The 15,804-nt window shown below is 59.5% G+C and carries 16 protein-coding genes; 14 read left to right on the plus strand and 2 right to left on the minus strand.

Features of this window, described 5'->3' with window-relative positions:
- Positions 1–211 (plus strand): hypothetical protein (locus B0G52_RS36220; RefSeq protein WP_233162786.1); only part of this gene is annotated, 211 nt, incomplete at its 5' end.
- Between the two features lie 586 nt (positions 212–797).
- Here the strand turns inward: B0G52_RS36220 and B0G52_RS18320 are convergent.
- A complete protein-coding gene (locus tag B0G52_RS18320) occupies positions 798–1,958 on the minus strand; it encodes an ROK family transcriptional regulator (RefSeq protein ID WP_094046838.1) in 1,161 nt (386 codons plus the stop codon).
- Between the two features lie 207 nt (positions 1,959–2,165).
- Here B0G52_RS18320 and xylA point away from each other — a divergent pair, with 207 nt between their 5' ends.
- The 5 genes from xylA (at position 2,166) to B0G52_RS18345 (ending at position 7,870) form a co-directional block, all read left to right on the plus strand.
- Entirely contained in the window at positions 2,166–3,479 is a 1,314-nt protein-coding gene (gene xylA, locus B0G52_RS18325) for a xylose isomerase (RefSeq protein ID WP_094046839.1), read from the plus strand.
- Between the two features lie 15 nt (positions 3,480–3,494).
- Positions 3,495–4,991: a xylulokinase gene (gene xylB, locus B0G52_RS18330; RefSeq protein WP_094046840.1), complete on the plus strand. Its 1,497-nt coding sequence runs from the start codon at positions 3,495–3,497 to the stop codon at positions 4,989–4,991.
- Positions 4,992–5,182: 191 nt separating this feature from the next.
- On the plus strand, positions 5,183–6,115 hold the full coding sequence (locus tag B0G52_RS18335) for an ABC transporter ATP-binding protein (RefSeq protein WP_233162787.1): 933 nt from the start codon (positions 5,183–5,185) through the stop codon (positions 6,113–6,115).
- Complete coding sequence (locus B0G52_RS18340; protein ID WP_094046841.1) at positions 6,112–7,428, plus strand: ABC transporter permease; 1,317 nt, start codon at positions 6,112–6,114, stop codon at positions 7,426–7,428. The genes B0G52_RS18335 and B0G52_RS18340 overlap by 4 nt, the downstream gene beginning before the upstream one ends.
- A 58-nt stretch (positions 7,429–7,486) precedes the next feature.
- Positions 7,487–7,870 (plus strand): hypothetical protein, encoded by a 384-nt coding sequence (locus B0G52_RS18345; RefSeq protein WP_094046842.1) that lies wholly within the window; start codon positions 7,487–7,489, stop codon positions 7,868–7,870.
- Between the two features lie 78 nt (positions 7,871–7,948).
- On the opposite strand, the gene B0G52_RS18350 is transcribed toward B0G52_RS18345, so the two are convergent.
- Positions 7,949–9,202, minus strand: coding sequence for a BaiN/RdsA family NAD(P)/FAD-dependent oxidoreductase (locus tag B0G52_RS18350; RefSeq protein WP_094046843.1), 1,254 nt, complete (start codon positions 9,200–9,202; stop codon positions 7,949–7,951).
- A 269-nt stretch (positions 9,203–9,471) separates the two neighbouring features.
- On the opposite strand from B0G52_RS18350, the gene B0G52_RS18355 reads away from it, so the two are divergent.
- The 8 genes from B0G52_RS18355 to mutY all read left to right on the plus strand — a co-directional run bounded on the left by B0G52_RS18355 (position 9,472) and on the right by mutY (position 15,774).
- Complete coding sequence (locus tag B0G52_RS18355) at positions 9,472–11,121, plus strand: two-component system sensor histidine kinase NtrB (protein ID WP_094046844.1); 1,650 nt, start codon at positions 9,472–9,474, stop codon at positions 11,119–11,121.
- Between the two features lie 76 nt (positions 11,122–11,197).
- Entirely contained in the window at positions 11,198–11,323 is a 126-nt protein-coding gene (locus B0G52_RS36455) for a hypothetical protein (protein ID WP_255407499.1), read from the plus strand.
- Positions 11,324–11,325: 2 nt separating this feature from the next.
- A complete protein-coding gene (locus B0G52_RS18360) occupies positions 11,326–11,745 on the plus strand; it encodes a DUF3905 domain-containing protein (protein ID WP_094046845.1) in 420 nt (139 codons plus the stop codon).
- Between the two features lie 147 nt (positions 11,746–11,892).
- Positions 11,893–12,327, plus strand: a complete 435-nt coding sequence (locus tag B0G52_RS18365) for a BrxA/BrxB family bacilliredoxin (protein ID WP_094046846.1) — start codon at positions 11,893–11,895, stop codon at positions 12,325–12,327.
- 79 nt (positions 12,328–12,406) lie between these two features.
- On the plus strand, positions 12,407–13,219 hold the full coding sequence (gene nadE / locus B0G52_RS18370; protein WP_094046847.1) for an ammonia-dependent NAD(+) synthetase: 813 nt from the start codon (positions 12,407–12,409) through the stop codon (positions 13,217–13,219).
- Between the two features lie 9 nt (positions 13,220–13,228).
- The gene (gene acpS / locus B0G52_RS18375) at positions 13,229–13,621 is read left to right on the plus strand and encodes a holo-ACP synthase (RefSeq protein ID WP_094046848.1); all 393 of its coding nucleotides are present in this window, start codon (positions 13,229–13,231) and stop codon (positions 13,619–13,621) included.
- 153 nt (positions 13,622–13,774) lie between these two features.
- On the plus strand, positions 13,775–14,659 hold the full coding sequence (locus B0G52_RS18380) for a helix-turn-helix domain-containing protein (protein ID WP_158223770.1): 885 nt from the start codon (positions 13,775–13,777) through the stop codon (positions 14,657–14,659).
- On the plus strand, positions 14,656–15,774 hold the full coding sequence (gene mutY / locus B0G52_RS18385) for an A/G-specific adenine glycosylase (protein WP_094046850.1): 1,119 nt from the start codon (positions 14,656–14,658) through the stop codon (positions 15,772–15,774). The genes B0G52_RS18380 and mutY overlap by 4 nt, the downstream gene beginning before the upstream one ends.
- Positions 15,775–15,804: the final 30 nt, after the last annotated feature.

Here is a 15,804-nt window from a genome sequence, read left to right on the forward strand (position 1 = left end):
TCGCTTCGAGTTGCGTTTTCAGGGTGTTCATCACTTGTTGCTGCAACGGCTGAAGGGGCTCGTTCCGCCCAAAAGAAGTAAACACCTGACGGATAAAAAAGTTGGTCGTATTGTACAGGTTTTTGGCGTTCTGACAGGCTTGCTCCAGGTACGCAAACAACTGGTGGCCGGGTTTGATCCACACTTGGTGGGTCCTGTATACTATCGTTAAATCCGACATGACTTCAACCTCACCTCCTTCCAAACACATCTTGCGAATGTATGTTCTTATTTCATTTTAACGCGAATACAGACGGAAGGAAAGCGCATCTCTGAGGGCATGTTCTGGAGGTCGCCGATTCACCTCACCGCTTGCAGAAGCGGGAGTCCTCTCGGCGAGTGCTGATAGATTCGCGCATAATGATATATTAATTTATAGCATAAACGACTTATGAGATAAAGCTTAAGAGGCATACGCAGGTGTCGTTCGGAACGGTCGGAGGTTGGCGTGGGAAGTACCGTGCGGAGTGCAATGGCGGGCAGAAAGGGAGGACGTGAGGAGATAGTACCGTGCGGCGTGCTAAAGGCGGGTAGAAAGGGAGGGAGCGAGGAAATAGTACCGTGCGGCGTGCTAAAGGCGGGTAGAAAGGGAGGGAGCGAGGAAATAGTACCGCGTGGCGTGCTAAAGATGGGCAGAAAGGGAGGGGGAGGAGGATAGTACCGTGCGGCGTGCTAAAGGTGGGGAGACGGTTGGGGAGCGCCACTAGCAGCGCCGCCCAGCCGTGGAGGGGCTGGGTCGACACTCTGCCGCAACGGCGTTAAGCCGATTTGATGCGGGAGAAGAAGCCGGAGATGGCCATCTCGGCGGCTCCCATCATGGCGGAGCGTTCTCCGAGCTCGGCGAAGAGGAGCTGCACTTTGCGCAAGTGGAAGCCGAGCGCGCGCTGGACGACGGTCTGGCGCAGCGAGTTCTCCAGCCAAGGACGGGCCTGGCTCATCCGGTTGCCGATGATGACGGCGTCCGGGTTGAAGACGTTGACGATGTTCGCGATCCCGATGCCCAAATACTCGCCGATGCCGGCGAATAACTCCAGGACGTCCTGCCTTCCGGAGTCCGCCGCGGAGAGCAGCTCTTCGAGATCGCCGAATCCGAGCGAAGACGCCTGCTTCAGCAGCGCTTGTTCCGAAGCGTACAGCTCCCAGCAGCCCCGATTACCGCAGGTGCAGCTTAGGCCGTGAGCTTCGATGGACAGGTGTCCCATTTCTCCGGAATATCCCGCCGAGCCTTTGTACAACGATTTATGCAAAATGAGCCCCGTGCCGATCCCGATGCCGACGCTGACGTAGACGAGATTGGCGATGCTGCGGCCGGCTCCATATTTCTGCTCCCCAAGGGCGCCCGCATTCGCTTCGTTGTCGATGGTGACGTGCAGGCCGAACCGTTCGGACAACATCCGCTGCAGAGGGACGTCCCGCCATTGCAGGTTCGGGGCGAATAATATCGTGCCGTTCTCGTCGACGATGCCGGGCACGCCGACCCCGATGCCGACGATGCCGTACGGACTGGCCGGGGCTTCGGCGATCAGAGCCTCGATGCATCCGCACAGCTGCTCGAATGCCGCTCCCGGCTCCGAATCGCGAAGGGAGGATGTTCTCTCGGCTACAATCTCGCCTCGCATGTCGACGAGCGCGCCCCGAATATAGTTAACGCCCAGATCGATTCCGATCGCATAGCCGGAAGTGGCGACGAATTCGAGCATAACCGGCTTGCGTCCGCCGCTCGACTGGCCCGTTCCGATCTCGCGTACGAGCGATCCGTCGATCAGATCCTGCACTAAGCTGGAGACGGTCGCCTTGTTCAGGCCCGATTGCTCCGAGATTTGCGCGCGGGACAGGGGAGCCCCCCGCAAAATGCACTCCAGCACGATGGCCGTATTGATTCGTTTAATAAGCGCTTGATCGCCCGTTGGTGTCGTCATAGCGGAACAGAGGCTCCTTAGCTTCGAATAATCTGCTGCTTGATTTGTTTATTTGCAGGAGAGCCGGGTCTCGTCCGACTTTCTCTTCTATTATATCATAACAAAACCAATGAAACTTAGTTTATTGAATAGACAAACTAAGTTCGAGGTGATATGCTGAGATCAGATTATAAACTGATACCGCTTTCAAGGAGGCCATTATCCGTTATGAGTAAATTCCCTAATGTTCCCAAGATCCAGTACGAAGGACGCGATTCGAAAAATCCGTTCGCGTTCCGCCACTACAACCCGCAAGAAGTCGTGTTCGGCAAAACGATGGAGGAGCATCTGCGCTTCGCCGTCGCCTACTGGCACACGTTCAACGCCAACGGCAGCGATCCGTTCGGCGCCGGCACGGCGGTTCGGGGCTGGGATTCGCTTGCCCCGCTGGACAAGGCGAAAGCCCGCGTCGAAGCCAATTTCGAACTGTTGGAGAAGCTGAACGTACCGTTCTACGCTTTCCACGACGCGGACATTGCTCCGGAGGGCGCAACGCTGGCAGAGACGAACAAAAACCTGGACGTCATCGTCGCCATGCTGAAAGACTATCAGAAATCGACCGGCAAGAAGCTGCTCTGGAACACGGTCAACCTGTTCACGAACCCTCGGTACGTTCACGGCGCCAGCACGACGAACAACGCGGAAGTGTTCGCGTACGCAGCGGCAACGTTGAAGAAAGGACTCGAAGTCGGCAAAGAGCTCGGAGCCGAGAACTACGTCTTCTGGGGCGGCCGCGAAGGCTACGAATCGCTGCTGAACACGGACATGAAGCTGGAGCTCGACAATCTGGCCCGTTTCCTTCATATGGCGGTAGATTACGCGAAGGAGATCGGCTTCGACGCCCAATTCCTGATCGAGCCCAAGCCGAAGGAGCCGTCCAAGCATCAGTACGATTTCGACGCGGCGACGGCGATCGCGTTCTTGCAAACCTACGGCTTGAAAGACAGCTTCAAGCTGAACATCGAAGCCAACCACGCGACGCTGGCCGGTCATACGTTCGAGCATGAGCTCCGCGTAGCCCGCATTAACGGCATGCTCGGCTCCATCGACGCGAACCAGGGCGACTTGCTGCTCGGCTGGGATACGGACGAATTCCCGACCGATCTCGTCTCCACGTCGCTGGCGATGTACGAGATTTTGAAGAACGACGGCCTGGGCCGCGGCGGCGTCAACTTCGACGCGAAGGTACGCCGTTCGTCCTTCGAGGACGAGGATTTGTTCCTCGCCCACATCGCCGGTATGGACACGTACGCTCGCGGTCTGAAAGCGGCGGCCAAGCTGATCGAGGAGCGCGTGATCGACGACATCGTGGCCAAGCGCTACAGCAGCTTCGGCGAAGGTATCGGCGCCGACATCGTATCCGGCAAAGCAACGCTGAAGTCGCTGGAAGCGTACGCGCTGCAAGCGAAGCCGATCCGCAATGAATCCGCTCGTCTGGAGCAGATCAAAGCGAACCTGAACGACGTCATTTTCGGCGTATAAGAAGGAGACCTCTCCATGAAATATGTCATTGGCGTAGATTTGGGAACGAGCGCGGTCAAGACGCTGCTCGTCGGTCAGGACGGCGTCGTGCACGCCGAAGCGACCCGCGAATATCCGCTCTATCACGATAAAGCCGGGTGGAGCGAGCAGGACCCCGAGGATTGGGTAACGGGGACGACGGCCGCTCTGCGCGAGCTGATTGGCGGCTCCTCCGTAAGCCCGGAAGACGTCGAGGGGATCAGCTTCTCCGGGCAAATGCACGGACTTGTCCTGCTCGACGCGGACGGCAAGCCGGTGCGCAGGGCGATTCTGTGGAACGATACGCGCACGACCGAGCAATGCCGCGAGATTGAGCGGACATTGGGCGACAAGCTGCTGTCCGTTACCCGCAATCCTGCATTGGAAGGTTTCACGCTGCCGAAAATTCTCTGGGTCAAGCAGCATGAGCCGGAATCCTTCGCGAAGGCGGCCGGCTTCCTGCTGCCGAAGGACTATGTGCGGCTGCGCCTTACCGGCGAGAAGCATATGGACTTGTCGGACGCGGCGGGAACGCTGATGCTCGACGTCGCGGGCCGCGACTGGAGCGCGGACGTGCTGGGCGCGTTCGCGGTTCCGGCGGGCTTCTGCCCGCCGCTCGTCGAAGCGGGAGCGCTTGTCGGCGGACTGACCGCCGAAGCGGCGAGCGCGACCGGGCTGCGGCAGGAGACGAAGGTGTTTGCTGGAGGCGCGGACAACGCCTGCGGAGCGATCGGAGCGGGCATTCTGTCGCCCGGCCTGACGCTGTGCAGCATCGGGACGTCGGGCGTTGTCCTGACGTACGAAGAGGATGCTTCCGCCGATTACCGCGGAAAGGTGCACTTCTTCAACCACGGCAAGCCGGACGCCTTCTACGCGATGGGCGTTACGCTCGCCGCGGGCTATTCGCTCAGTTGGTTCCGCAACACGTTCGCCAAGGGCGAGACGTACGACGCGCTGCTGCAGGGCGCTGAGGACGTCCCGGCCGGCTCTAACGGCCTGCTGTTCACGCCTTACATCGTAGGAGAACGGACGCCGCATGCGGACGCGCAAATCCGCGGCAGCTTCGTGGGCGTGGACGGAAGCCATACGCGAACGCATTTCGCTCGGGCGGTCATGGAGGGCATTACGTTCTCGCTGAACGAATCGATCGAGATGTTCCGCGCCGCGGGCAAACAGGTTGACAAAGTCGTCTCGATCGGCGGAGGAGCGAAAAATCCGCTCTGGCTGCAGATGCAGGCCGACATCTTCCAAGCCGATGTGGTCGCGCTCGAGAACGAGCAGGGACCCGGGCTCGGCGCGGCGATGCTGGCCGCGGTCGGCTGCGGTTGGTTCCCGTCGCTCGACGCTTGCGGAGAAACGTTCGTTAAGCACGCTCGCATCTATCGTCCCGACGAGTCGGCCAGCGCCCGCTACCGGCAGCTGTTCGAGATCTACCGCCAAGTATACGGACAGACTGCGGGCATCAACCATGCGCTGTACGCTTTTCGAAACTAGTGTAATCGGATAGAATAAAAGTTAGGGCAAGGGATGCCTCCCTTTCCTTCGAGAGCCTTCGCAATTCCCGGCCGGTAAACGGGAGAAGGCTCTCTTGGCGTTGCCCGGGAAACTTCCGGGCTGCGAAATTCGTATTGTATATATAGCTTGTACATATAAATATACGAACGAACTGAAGCGGAGGAAAACCGTTGGCTACGGACGAGGCGGCGAACATGACGAACGAGACGAACCTAACGAACCTGGCAAATAAGCAGAATATGACGGACAAGGCAGATACGGCGAACGAGGCGGATCTAACGGATAAGGCAACCCGGGAGAATATGGCGGACGAGCCAAACAAGGGGAACGAGGAGAGCGAGCAAGGCAGTCCCTCACTGCTGCGGGCGGTCATTGAAGAGGCGGGCTACGAAGCGGGACATCCGATCGTTCGGAATATCGTTCTCGACGTGCGTTCCGGCGAGAGGGTCGGCTTGATCGGCCCGAACGGCGCGGGCAAGAGCACGCTGATGAAGGGACTGCTCGGCCAGCTGCCCCATTGGCGGGCGCAGGTGTATTGGCGAGGGGAAGAGGAAGGCAATGCCGGCGAAGGTCTCCACTCGGCAATCGCGTATATTCCCGAGCAGCCGATCGTGTACGAGAGGCTGACGCTGTGGGAGCATCTCGTGCTTGCCGCCGCTTCCGCCGGCTTGTCGGAGGACGAGTTGAACGAGCGCGCGGACAAGCTGCTTCGCCGGTTTCGCTTGAGCGGGTTCCGGCATCATTATCCGGTGAAGTTCTCCAAAGGCATGCAGCAGAAAACGATGCTGATCGTCGCCTTCCTGCTGAAGCCCGACTTGTACTTGGTGGACGAGCCGTTCATCGGGCTGGATCCGGGCGCAGTGCTGGAGCTGATCGACGCGCTGGAGGAGGAGAGGAGCCGGGGAGCGGCCGTGCTCATGACGACGCACGTCCTGGATTCGGCGGAAAGAATGTGCGACCGGTTCGTGCTCGTAAGCGACGGAGGAGCGGCTGCATCCGGCACGCTGGAGGAGATCGCGAAGCAGGCGGGCTTCGGCCCGGACGCCCGGTTGTTCGACTGCTTCCATCGACTCGCTTCGCGTGAAGACGAGGTGGAGGCATGACGCCGTCCGACTCGGCAGCGAACCGTCCCGTTCCTTCCCGTTCCGTCGGAAGCTTTACTCCGTCAAGGCTGTTCGCAGCTCGGGCGGCCGCCTTCTGGACGACGATCTGGAAGTGCTGGAGAATCGTGCTGGACTGGACGGTATGTCTCTATATCGTGCTTCCGGGAGCCTTCATCGCCGTCGGCATCTACAGGGATTTCATGCGGGAGCCTCCTCCGGGGCTGGCGGAGTTTCCGCTGTATCCGATCCTGCTGGCGCTCGCCTTGCCGCAGCTTGCGGGGAAGTATCGGACGTTCGCCGAAAGCGGGGACGGCCTGTTCCTTCACCGCAATCCCCAATGGAGACGGAGGTTCGCGAAGATGGGGTTCGCGTACGGCGGGGCGGCAAGATTGCTCGTCACGTCCATTGCCGTCATGACGCTGTCCCCGGTGCTGCTGCCCGTGTTCGGGCTGTCTGCGGGTTCGCTGGGGGCTCTCGTCGTCTATTACACGGCGGCGGGGCTGTTCTGGTCGATGCTGCGCGACCGCGTCGCGCTAAGCTGGAAAGGCTGGCGCAGATGGGCGGCCACCCTGCCTGCCGGCGCGGCATTCGTTCTAGGCGTGCCTGCGCTGGCGGAGAGGGGGGCCGCGAGCCCGGGCGCCGCGTTTCTGTCCGGGGCGGCATTCCTTGCCGCAGCTCTCGTCCTTCTGCTCTGGCGGATGCGCAAGAAGGGAACGCTGCTGCACGAAATCACGGTGGAAAACGAAAGCTACGCGTCTCTCGTAAGCTGGGTCCTGATGGATACGATGGAGAAAAAGCCGCTCCCGAGGCAGCGCAAGCCGATCCTGTTCGCGCGCTCCCAGCCGCTTCTCCCGCACCGGGACAACGTTGCGGACCGGCTGGCGGACAGCTGGATGAAGTCGGTGCTGCGCCGTCCGGACCTGGTGAAGCAGCTCTTCTACACTCTGGGAGTAGGGGCGGCCGCGCTAGCGCTGCCTCCGATCCCTTTCGCGGTCATTGTCTGGCTCGGCTTGCCGTTTCTCGTCGTCGCGACGCTGCGACGTTATTGGACGCAGTGGTTATCCGAGCCGTATCTCACGTTGTTCGTCTGGTCCGACCAGGCGGAGGCCGAGGCTTCCCGCAAAGCGACGGCATGGCTGGCGATGCCGCTGGTTCTGCTGTGGGCGCTTCTGATCGGCGTCCGAATCGGACTGGCGTTCGGCGGCATCGCCTGGATCGCGGTCGCCGCCGTTCCCGCGGCCGGATATTACTGGCTTAGAGCGGCGAACGACATTCTGATCTCGTTCGCGGCGTCGCGCCGCAAAAAGGAATAAGCGGCCCATAATCTGGGATAACCTAACCGGAAGCGACGAGATTACGAACGAGGAGAGGATGAACGCGATGAAACATGCCGCGCTGCTGTTTCAATTTCCGGAGGATTCCCAGGCCAGGCTGGCCGCCGAGACGCTGGACGAGCTGGGCTACGAGCCGCAACTTCACGAAGGGGGAAGGCTGCACATTCACGTGCAGAACGAGGATCTGACTTCGGCCCTGGAGATCGTGCAATGCTATTCGGGCCATCTGCTGGAGCACGCGCCGGCGGAGGCGGTCGTCGTTACCGATTTCGCGTACGGGATGGACGATATCCCGATTCCCGCGCATACGGTAAACGAGGATTGGGTCGACGGTTATCGCCAAAGCGCGGAAGAGAGCGCCAAGGACGATTCGGCCTATCCGACCGACGACGGCTCGTACGACCGCTTCGATGCGACGTAGACTACAAGGAAAATCAAGAGGGGCAAGCGCGCCGGTTTCCCGGCGGATGCTTGCCCCTTCGCTTTTGCCGCATCAGGCTCACTCGGCCGCATGCATCCCCGCCGTATATCCCGTCGAGAAAGCCGCCGTAATGTTGTAGCCGCCCGTGTAGCCGTGGATGTCCAGCACTTCCCCGCAGAAGTACAGCCCCTTCGTCAGCTTCGATTCCATCGTTTTCGGGTCGATCTCCTTCAAGTTGACTCCGCCTCCCGTCACGAAGGCGTCCTCGATCGACAGCGTGCCGTACACCCGGACAGGGAACCGCTTGATCAGTCCGGCAAGACGGCTCCACGCCTGGCGCGGCACGTTGTCGTACGTGACCGTCTCCGCCAGCTCGGCTCCGCGCAGCAGCGGGGGGATCATTTTCTCGGGGAGACAGGCTTTCAGCACGTTCTTGACGGCTTTCTTCGGCTCCAGCTCGGCGAGCTTCAGCGTCTCGCTGTACACCTCGTCGGGACTCTTGTCCGGCATCAGGTCGATCGCGACTTCGACGTTGCCCGTCCCCGACGCCTTGAGCGCTTTGACGACGAACTGGCTGCACCGCAGCGCGATCGGGCCCGACAGGCCGAAATGCGTGAAGATCATGTCCCCGCGGTGTTCGACGACCCGCTTGCCCTTCGCATTCCATACCGACAGAGCGACATCTCTGAGGCTTAACCCTTGAAGCTCCTTGCTCGTAATAAAAGGTTCGTTGGACGTCAGCGGCACCTCCGTCGGGAACAGCTCGGTAATCGTATGCCCCGCCTTCTCCGCCCAAGCGTAGCCGTCTCCAGTAGAGCCTGTCTGCGGCACCGATTTGCCTCCCGACGCGACGATGACGGAGCGGCAGACCAGAGTCTCTCCCGAGCGCAGCCGCACGCCCGCGACTCGTCCGTCCTCGTACAGCACAGTGTCTACGGGAGCGTTCACGCGGATGTCGACGCCCTGCTTGCGCACCTGGCCGATCAGAGTGTCCACGACCGTCTTGGCTCTGTCGGTCACGGGAAACATGCGGCCGTTATCTTCTTCTTTCAGCCGAATGCCCAAATTTTCGAAAAAAGCGATAATGTCCTTGTTGTTGAAATTGGCTAAGGAGCTGTGCAGAAATCGGCCGTTGCCGGGGATGTGCCGGATCAGCTCGTCGAGGTCCTTGTTGTTCGTCACGTTGCATCTTCCGCCGCCGGATATGCCGAGCTTGCGCCCCAGCTTGTCCCCTTTGTCGAGCAGCAGGACGCTCGCGCGCCGCTTGCTCGCGGCGATGGCGGCCATAAGTCCGGCGGAGCCCCCGCCGATGACGATCACGTCGTAGTTCATGTTCGTTCTCCTGACTTGCGTTGATATCCTTCAAGTGTATCATCGGAAATGGCGAACGCAAAATCGGATTTTCATGTCAGGAAAGTTCATAAAATATTGGGGAAATGTTAATATAATTAAATACCTTATATTGTAACCCATGGAGAGATGTGCTTTAATCTAAGTGATTCGTCTAGAAAATCGTCTAGTAAATTGTCTTTACGATTAGTATGGATAAGAATGGATACGAATAGGTAGAGGCCGATCCGTCGCTACGGGAGGTTCGCTGGATGTGGAAAGAATCGTTGCTGCAGATCCTGATTGCATTTCTTCCCGTTTTTATGTTCATGGTCTGGTACGACAAGCCGGAGAGAACCGGCCATTCGCACATTTTCATCGGAATTTGCTGCGGACTGGCCATGCTCTTGAACATGAACTTTACGACAGTGAACAACCACGGAGTCCACTTTGACCTGCGCCACGTTCCGTTTCTGATCGGTTCGATCTATGGCGGCGTCCCGATCGCTTTCGGGCTGCTGGTTTTATATATCGTTACGCGTCTTGGGGAGATCGCTTACCGGTGGGAGTACTTCGTGTTTATCGGTTTCCTGGCGGCTTACATCCCCGTGCTGTTCTCGAAGATACCCGGGTACGGCTCCCGCCATCGCAGAGGAAAGCTTAAGCTTGTCCTCTATTTATGCTTGTTTCTCTCGCTTTTTCAGATGGCCTCTTACCTTGTCGGCATGCCGGGAAGCTTGCTGGACAACCTGCCTGAGATCATGGGCGTGCTGGTCGCCTTCGTATCCGTCTTCGTCGCCGTAACGGTGCTGTGCGCGCATTTCATCGAATTGAGCTTCGAGAGAATTCAACTGCAGCTGCAGCTGCACGACGTGTCGTTGAAATATCGCAAAGAGATGCGCAGGCTGCAGCAATTCATCGACAACTCGCCGCTTATGGTCATGTTTTTCGATAATCAAGGAAAAATTACCCACGTGAACGATATGACGTTGACCCTCGCCGCTCCGCTCGGGAGGAACGATCTGCTGCAGAGGAAGTTCTCGCTGCTTCTTGAACGATTGGACACGAAGCTCGACTACGATCCCGTGGAACGGATTTTGCAGGGCGAAGAGAAGCTGACGGATATTCTCAGGCTGAACGACCGCATGTTCTATACGATCTACTGCTCGATCAAGGACATGCCCTCCCAGGGAACGGACGGGGTGCTGTTCATCGGCCACGACGTCACCGAGCTTCATCGGCTGAAGGACGAGGTCGACAGAATGGAGAGGCTGAGTCTGGTCGGACAGATGGCGGCGAGCATCACGCACGAGATCCGCAATCCGCTGGCGGTGATCCGCGGATTCGTGCAGCTGCTTAACGAGCGCAGCCCGGCGGAGCAGAAAACGTATTTCCGCATCGTACTGGAAGAGCTGGACCGCACGAACGCGATCATCAACGATTTTCTGTCGCTGGCGCAAAACCGCATCGTCGAGAAGGAGCCTTCCAACCTGAACGAGCTGTTGGGCGATCTTCTTCCTCTGATCTGGGCGGACGCCAACATGCGGGGACAGATTATCGATCTGCGAACGGACGACAGTCTGGAGCCGATTCCGATGAACAGCAAAGAGATGAAGCAGCTTGTGCTCAATTTGTCCCGCAACGGCATGGAGGCGATGAACGACAAGGGCGTGCTGAGAATCGAGACGCAGAACCTTGCGGACGCGGTGCAGCTGCGCGTCAGCGACAACGGCGTCGGCATTCCGCCGGAGAAGCTGAATCGGCTGTTCGAGCCGTTCTTCACGACGAAGACGAACGGAACCGGCCTCGGCTTGGCGTTGTGCCTGAGCATCGTGGAGCGTCATCATGGCAAAATCCACGTGGAATCGACGGTCGGCGAAGGAACGACCTTCATCGTCTCGTTCGCGAAGTCCGCGAGCTGAGGCCTGCCTTGAGCGGATAACTGCCGCCGTTTCGGTTACACTACGGAGGAAACGACCAGACAAGGAGGATGTTTCCATGCCCAGAAACGAAGGATCGTCGAAGTCCGGACGGTCGGCCGAAGATCGCAGCAAGAGCAAAACTTCTCCGCTATCCCCCGCCTTCGACAAGAAACTCGACGGTCCCAACCGTCCCTCGACCTGATCATGGGCGGCTACGGGAGGAAGGGCAAGCCCTATGCGGGAGCAACCCCCGCGCCGGGGCGCGACGATCCGGAATTGGACCCGTTCGAGATCGAGTTCCGGCCGGAGTTCCGCCAAGGCAGGGGGCCGAGGGAGCCGTTCGTGAACGAGCACGGCGTCGTGATCGGAGATCACGATTACGAGTCGGAGCAATCCCCCTTGGAACAGTGGAGCGCGGAGACGGACCCGTCCGTCATGGCGGGGGAGCAGTGGGTGCATCCTTACAAGGATATCGGGTTTCTGACCAGCGAGAATCGCGATTTGTTCGAGCGGGGAATCTCGTCGACCAGGCCGTTCTCGCATCCGACACACTCCACCGGTTCGGCCATCGACGCCGACGAGGACGCCGGTTATCCGGTGCCGGAAGTGCTGGACGAGCCCTGAGCCCCGCCCGCTGCGAAGCGCCGATCGAAAGCAGGGTCCGCTTGCAGGCCCAAGAGCTTTGACGGAGCTTGCGGCAGCGCGGTATAATGAAACTCAGCGGAACGTGCATGCCGCCAATTTCTCGTTGGGAAAGAGAGGCGCCTTATTATGTCGATGTCTTTCGAAAGATATATGCTGGATATGATTCAACCGATGCGCGACGACTTGACGCGGATCGGCATTCAGGAGCTGAGAACTCCGGAGGAAGTGGAAGAGAACCTTCCCGGAGCTGCCGGCACGGCGCTTGTCGTCGTGAACTCCGTGTGCGGCTGCGCCGCGGGACAATGCCGTCCTGGAGTCGCCGAAGCGCTGAAGCACGACGCCGTGCCCGATCATCTGTTCACGGTGTTCGCGGGTCAGGACAAGGAAGCGACGGCGAAAGCGCGGGAGTATTTCCTGCCGTACCCGCCATCCTCTCCTTCGATCGCGCTGATGAAAGACGGAGAGCTCGTGCACTTCATCGAGAGACATCAGATCGAGAATCGCAGCGCGGCGGAGATCGCGGCCGATTTGACCGATGCTTTCGACCGTTATTGCCGGTAAGAAAGCCGTTCCCGGAGGCAGAGGCCGCTCGCGCCCGAGCCGCCGGGATATTTTTTGCGATTAAGGAGGTTGGCGTAAGATGACGACGCTTCAGCAAGAGATTATCGAGAAGCTTGGCGTTAAGCCGACGATCGACGTCGACGAAGAGATCAGGCGGAGAGTCCAGTTCTTGAAAGATTACGTCGTGCAGGCCGGAGCGACCGGGCTGTTGATCGCGATCAGCGGCGGAGTGGACAGCGCGGTGGCGGCCGGACTGTGCAAGCTCGCAACGGACGAATTGTCGCGGGAGACGGGCAAGGACTACATAACGCTGGGCGTGTTCCAGCCTTACGGCGAGCAGGAGGACATTCATCACAGCTACGAAGTGGCCGAAGCGTTCAAGCTGACGCACAAAGTCGAGACGAACATCGAGGACGCGGTCGACGAGATCGCGCTGGAAACGGAGCATGCGTTCAAAGCTCTGCAGATCCACCGCCATATGAGCCGGGGAGGCAAGGGGAACGTCAAAGCCCGTACGAGAATGGTCGTGCAGTACGCGCTCGCCTTCGATCTGAACCTGCTCGTCGTAGGCACGGACCACGCTTCCGAGGCGCTTACGGGCTTCTTCACGAAGTGGGGGGACGGCGCCGTCGACATTACCCCGCTCAGCACGCTGAACAAGCGTCAAATCCGGGAGCTGGCCCGCCGCCTCGGCGTGCCCGCCAGCGTCGTCGACAAGGCTCCGACCGCAGGGCTGTGGGAAGGCCAGACCGACGAGGGAGAGCTGGGGGTCACTTACGACGACAACAGCGCCTATCTGGAAGGCAAGGATATCGATCCGCAAGCCAGGGAAAACCTCGAGCAGCGCTACTTGCGCACGCAGCATAAGCGCCAGCCGATTCCGGGGATCTGACCGCTCGGCATGATTGTCGGAATCGGTCTGGATGTCGTGGAGACGGCGCGGATGGCGAACATTCTCGCGGGGCGCAGCGGGTCTAGGTTTATCGACAGGGTGCTGACGCCTGCGGAGCGGAAGGCCTGGGAAGCTCTGCCGCCCCGGCGGGCGTTGGAATACGCCAGCGGCAGGTTCGCCGCCAAGGAAGCGGTCGTGAAGGCGCTGGGATGCGGGATCGGAGCGACGGTGGGATTCCAGGATATCGAGGTGATCGCCGACGAGCTTGGCAAGCCCGTATGCAGGCTGTCTTCCGCCGCGATCGCGCGTCTCGGTTGGGAAGATCCGAATTATCGGCTGCATATCGCGATTACGCACGAACGCGCGCTCGCGGCGGCTACCGCCCTAATCGAAAAGCTATGAGCGACACCAGTCCGGCAGAAATACGCTGCCGGGCTGTTATTTATTGGGTTGGCGATTATGATATGGTAATTTACGCTTCGCGAATCGTGACGTATAATGGAATAATGTTAAGGGGATGAAATTTAATTTTATCCGGATAATGGGGCATTGATGATGAGAACGAATTATATCACGATCATGATGAAGCACTTCGAACAGATGAATCTCGAGGTGGCCGCGGCGGCGGAGACCGTACTGGACGCTTCGGTTCTGAAGGACAAGGACACCGTATACGATTGTCATCGCTTCTTGTTCGTCAGATCTTCGGGCGAAGGCAAGCTGATCGCCCAGAACAAGGAGATTCCGCTGGAGAGCGGCAAGCTGTTTATTTTGTTGGCGGGCATGCCGCATCGCATCGTGCTGGAGCCGGGCGAATCGGCGACGCTGCAATGGTGCCATTTTCGCAGCAGCTACGAGGATCGGGACTTGTACCGGGCGCTGCAGATTCCGTTCCACATCCAGGTGGAGGACGAGACGGCGGTATCGGGCATCTTCGTCTGCCTGTTCGAGGAGCTGGCGCGCAACGGCTTGACCTCCAAGCTTAAGATCAAGGCGGCGATGCTGGAGCTGATCAGCTATTATTTGGACAGCCTTTCGCTGATCGACAACACGGCTCCCACAGACGATCTGCAGAAGATCGATATGGTGCTGAAGTACATCGACGAGCATCTCGCGGACAACATTACGGTCGAGAACATGGCCAAGCAGGTCTACTTGCACCCGAATTATTTTATCGTGTTTTTCAAAGGAATTCTCGGCTATTCGCCGATTCAGTACGTGAATCTCAGACGGATGGAGATCGCCAAGAGCCTGCTTCTGAAGCAGGACAGCAACGTATCCTCGGTCGCCGGGCAAGTCGGCATGCAAATCTATTACTTCTCCAGAATGTTCAAAGCGCATACGGGATTGACGCCAAGCCGCTTCCGCAAGCAGGCGGCGTTCATCGCGGCTTCGTCCGGAGAGGACAGCAACGAGAGGGAAGAGGGGAAATCGCGTTGACGGCAACGGACGACAAACGGTATTTCGGCGAAGGTTTGCTGCGGTGGTATCGCAAGGTGCGGCGCGATCTGCCCTGGCGAAGAAGCCGGGATCCATATCATATTTGGGTGTCCGAAATTATGCTTCAGCAGACACGCGTGGATACGGTCATTCCGTATTTCAACCGGTTCGTGGACCGCTTTCCGACGCTTCGCCATCTGGCCGAGGCGCCTGAGGACGACGTGCTGAAGCATTGGGAAGGATTGGGCTACTACTCCAGAGCGCGCAATCTGCAAGCGGCCGCGCGCGAGGTGGCCGAGCGCTACGGGGGAGAAGTTCCCCGGAGCAAAGCGGAGGTGTCCGCGCTGAAAGGCGTCGGTCCGTATACGACGGGCGCGATTCTCAGCATCGCTTACGATCAGCCGGAACCGGCCGTGGACGGCAACGTGATGAGGGTGCTGTCCCGGTACTTCTGCCTCGAGGACGACATCGCCCGCCCGGCGACGCGGATCGGGATGGAAGGGCTGGCTCAGTCGCTTATTCCGGAAGGGCAGGCCGCCGACTTCAATCAGGCGTTGATGGAACTGGGAGCGATGGTGTGCACGCCGAAATCCCCGTCCTGCCCGGAGTGTCCCGTAGGCGAGCGATGCGAGGGCCGGCTTCAAGGCAAGGAACGGGAGCTCCCGGTGAAGACGAAGGCCAAGAAGGCGAGACCGGTGTTCCGCTGGGCCGCCCTGATCGAGGGGAGCGGGGCGTTCGCCGGCAAGGTGCTCGTCCGGCAGCGGCCCGAGACGGGACTGCTGGCGCAAATGTGGGAGCTTCCGCACATTGAAGTGCCGGACGAGGACGCGTGGATTCGGCCGGAGGAAGGGGCGGCGCTGCTGGAGGCGGCCCTTGCGGAGGACGGCGTCCTTGTGAAGGCGGCGTCCGGCGAGGTCGTCGGGGAGGCGCAGCATATTTTCACCCATCTCGTCTGGAAAATCAAAGTGCTGGGCGCCTCGGCGCTGGAGGAGCAATACGTGGCCGACAGGACCGGCTACCGCTGGGTCGGCCCGGAAGAGTTCGAGAACTACGCGTGGCCGAACGTGTTTCGCAAATTGTTAACGGAATATTTCCTTCTTACTCTGCGACGATAAGCCGGGCTGTTAAGCCAGGCTGCGCAGGGG

The organism is Cohnella sp. SGD-V74, assembly GCF_003001675.1.
GTDB lineage: Bacteria > Bacillota > Bacilli > Paenibacillales > Paenibacillaceae > Cohnella.

Bases quoted from the DNA above. Each gene is read 5' to 3' on its own strand.
- B0G52_RS18320 (WP_094046838.1), bottom strand. From the start codon at position 1,958: ATGACGACACCAACGGGCGATCAAGCGCTTATTAAACGAATCAATACG.
- xylA (WP_094046839.1), top strand. From the start codon at position 2,166: ATGAGTAAATTCCCTAATGTTCCCAAGATCCAGTACGAAGGACGCGAT.
- xylB (WP_094046840.1), top strand. From the start codon at position 3,495: ATGAAATATGTCATTGGCGTAGATTTGGGAACGAGCGCGGTCAAGACG.
- B0G52_RS18340 (WP_094046841.1), top strand. From the start codon at position 6,112: ATGACGCCGTCCGACTCGGCAGCGAACCGTCCCGTTCCTTCCCGTTCC.
- B0G52_RS18345 (WP_094046842.1), top strand. From the start codon at position 7,487: ATGAACGCGATGAAACATGCCGCGCTGCTGTTTCAATTTCCGGAGGAT.
- B0G52_RS18350 (WP_094046843.1), bottom strand. From the start codon at position 9,202: ATGAACTACGACGTGATCGTCATCGGCGGGGGCTCCGCCGGACTTATG.
- B0G52_RS18355 (WP_094046844.1), top strand. From the start codon at position 9,472: ATGTGGAAAGAATCGTTGCTGCAGATCCTGATTGCATTTCTTCCCGTT.
- B0G52_RS36455 (WP_255407499.1), top strand. From the start codon at position 11,198: ATGCCCAGAAACGAAGGATCGTCGAAGTCCGGACGGTCGGCCGAAGAT.
- B0G52_RS18360 (WP_094046845.1), top strand. From the start codon at position 11,326: ATGGGCGGCTACGGGAGGAAGGGCAAGCCCTATGCGGGAGCAACCCCC.
- B0G52_RS18365 (WP_094046846.1), top strand. From the start codon at position 11,893: ATGTCGATGTCTTTCGAAAGATATATGCTGGATATGATTCAACCGATG.
- nadE (WP_094046847.1), top strand. From the start codon at position 12,407: ATGACGACGCTTCAGCAAGAGATTATCGAGAAGCTTGGCGTTAAGCCG.
- acpS (WP_094046848.1), top strand. From the start codon at position 13,229: ATGATTGTCGGAATCGGTCTGGATGTCGTGGAGACGGCGCGGATGGCG.
- B0G52_RS18380 (WP_158223770.1), top strand. From the start codon at position 13,775: ATGAGAACGAATTATATCACGATCATGATGAAGCACTTCGAACAGATG.